Genomic DNA, 2,477 nt, shown 5'->3' on the forward strand with positions numbered 1-2,477 from the left:
CGCGCCGGCCACGCTGCTCGACGACATCGGCACCTGGCTCACCGCACGCCTGGACGAACGGGCGGCCTGCACCACCCTGTTAAATACCGTATCGCGGCGGTTTTGCCCTGGGCGCGCGCGCGGCGGGCGCCCCCGGGACCCGTCGCGGCGGTGCCACCGCCACCACCCAATCCCTCCGACGGGGAGATCGCGGGCGCCGACGCCCAGGTCGACGCGCGGGTCGGCGAGATCGGCGCGCTCATCAACCGCGTCGCCGCGGCCGATCAGCAGCTGCGCGCCCTCGACGACGTGCTCGCCGCCAAACGCGAGGCTGTCAACCAGGCGCTGGTCGACCTGCAGTCCGCCCGCGACGCCGCCGACGCGGCCGCCGCGGCGGTCACCGACTCCCAGGCACTGCTCGCCGACGCGGGCGCCAAGGTCGACGGCGCGCGCCGCGACTTCGACCAGCTCGCCACCCAGGCCTACGTGCGCCCGGTGAACAGCTCGGTCGTCACCTATCTGGCCTCCTCGACGCCCGACACCGCGATGGATCGCGCGCAGGTGCTCGGCATGGTGTCGAAGAACCAGCGTCAGGTGCTCGACGACCTGCGCCGCTCCCAGATCGCCCAGGCCAACCAGAACGCGGCGGCCCGCCAGGCCAAGGCCGACGCCGACAGCGCCGCCACCGCCGCCGAGCAGAAGAAGAACGCCGCCCAGACCGCGATGTCGGTGGCCAAGTCCGAATACGACACCCAGGCCGCCACCCGCGACAGCCTGCAACGCGACCGGGCCGCGGCCCAGTCCGCCCTCGACGTCGCCCGCGCGACCGTCGCCGGCCTGCAGAGCCAGCGTGAGGTCTTCCTGACCTGGGACGACCAGCGCAAGGCCGAACTGACCGCGCTGCTGGCCGCCGCCAACGCCGCGGCCGCCAGGGCCGCCGCCGACCAGGCCGCCCGTGACCGCGCCGCCCGCCTCGGCGAGGGCCAGCGCCCGCACACCGAACTGGAATCCACCCCCGCCTCGCCACGCAAGACCAAACCGAGACCGACCACGCCGCAGGTCACCGGGTCGGCCGCGATCGAGACGGTGATCGACCGGGCCATGTCCCAGCTCGGGGTCACCTACGCCTGGGGCGGCGGCGACGAGGACGGGCCGACCCTCGGCATCCGCGACGGCGGCACCGGTGACGCGCACGGCGACTACAACAAGGTCGGCTTCGACTGCTCGGGGTTGATGCTCTACGCCTTCGCGGGGATCGGCGTCTCGCTGCCGCACTACAGCGGCTACCAGTACAACGCGGGCACCCGCGTCGACGTCGAGGACCGTGAACGCGGCGACATGCTGTTCTGGGGACCGGGCGGCAGTGCGCACGTCGCGCTGTACCTGGGCGACGGCACGATGATCGAAGCGCCGGAATCCGGTGACGTCGTGAAGATCTCGCCGGTGCGCGAGGACGGCATCATGCCCTACGCGGTCCGCATCGTCACCGAGTGAGCGCCTCCGGCGTCGACCGACCGCTGTCCTTCGCGGCGACGGCGTCGACCAGTGTCGTGGTGACGATGACGTTGGACAGATACCGTCGCCGCGCCGAATCGAAGGCGCCGCCGCACGTGATGAGGTAGAGGTGGGCGGTGCCGTCGTCGGCGAACAGCCGATCGGCCGGAAACCGGTCCTTGTCCACCGCTTCCGTGCGGACGACCACGAACATCGCGACGCTCCCGTCCTGTCGGGTCACCCGCACCTCGTCGCCCGCGGTCAGCTCGCCGAGACGGAAGAACACGGCGGGCCCGCCGGTCGAATCCACGTGTCCGAGGATGACCGCGCCACCCCGCTCACCGGGTGCGGCGCCTTGTTCGAACCAGGACGCGTGCTGGAAATCCGCTGGCGCGGCCAGCGATCCGGTCGCCGTGGTGCCGCTGCGCCACGGGGCGGTGTCCACCCCGACAGCGGGGATTTCGAGCCTGGTCGGCGCCGAACGATCCAGCGGTGTCGCGGCGCTGACCGGCATCGGCTGTGCGGTGTCGTGCGGTGCGGGTGGCGGGTCCGCCTGGTGCGGCCCGCGGGTGGCGGCGGCGAACAACGTCACCGCCACCCCGAGCAAGGCGATCACCAGGGCGGCCCGCGCCGTGGCGGCGATGGCCGATCGTCTCCCCGGTGCGGTGATCGGCTGGGTCATGCCCGATTCCGGCGCGCCCACCGCTGGTCCCGGGTGACGATGACGGCCGCGCCGAGCAGTGCCAGCACGCCGAATCCGGCCAGCATCAGACGGTTGTCGGTGAATCGGCCGCCGGCCCCGGTTTCCGGCCCGCCGGACGGCGTGGCATCGCCGCTTCCGGCGGCGGTCACCCGCGACCCGTCGTCGGACGCCACGCCTGTCGTCGTCGCGCCGCGACGGCCGGACTGCGCGGTGTCGCCGCCGCGGTCACCGGGCGTCGCCGGTGCCGGTGTCGCGGCACCCGGCGCGGGCGAGCCGCCCGGAGCGCCGGGCGCACGGGGGC

Annotated in this window: 2 protein-coding genes and 1 pseudogene; 1 reads left to right on the forward strand and 2 read right to left on the reverse strand. The window is 73.7% G+C overall.

The window, feature by feature from the left end; all coding sequences use genetic code 11:
• Positions 1 to 150: 150 nt before the first annotated feature.
• Positions 151 to 1,473: an NlpC/P60 family protein gene (locus QH270_RS10315; RefSeq protein WP_280340442.1), complete on the forward strand. Its 1,323-nt coding sequence runs from the start codon at positions 151 to 153 to the stop codon at positions 1,471 to 1,473.
• Here QH270_RS10315 and QH270_RS10320 read toward each other — a convergent pair.
• Positions 1,463 to 2,155: a class F sortase gene (locus QH270_RS10320; protein ID WP_280340444.1), complete on the reverse strand. Its 693-nt coding sequence runs from the start codon at positions 2,153 to 2,155 to the stop codon at positions 1,463 to 1,465. The genes QH270_RS10315 and QH270_RS10320 overlap by 11 nt on opposite strands.
• A pseudogene (locus tag QH270_RS10325) lies at positions 2,152 to 2,477 on the reverse strand (hypothetical protein); the annotation flags it as partial. The gene QH270_RS10320 and the pseudogene QH270_RS10325, both read right to left, overlap by 4 nt.

The sequence above is a fragment of the Nocardia neocaledoniensis genome (assembly GCF_029868625.1).
Taxonomy (GTDB): Bacteria; Actinomycetota; Actinomycetes; order Mycobacteriales; family Mycobacteriaceae; genus Nocardia; species Nocardia neocaledoniensis_A.

Coding starts and splice junctions, on each gene's coding strand:
- QH270_RS10320 (WP_280340444.1), bottom strand. CDS start 2,155: ATGACCCAGCCGATCACCGCACCGGGGAGACGATCGGCCATCGCCGCC.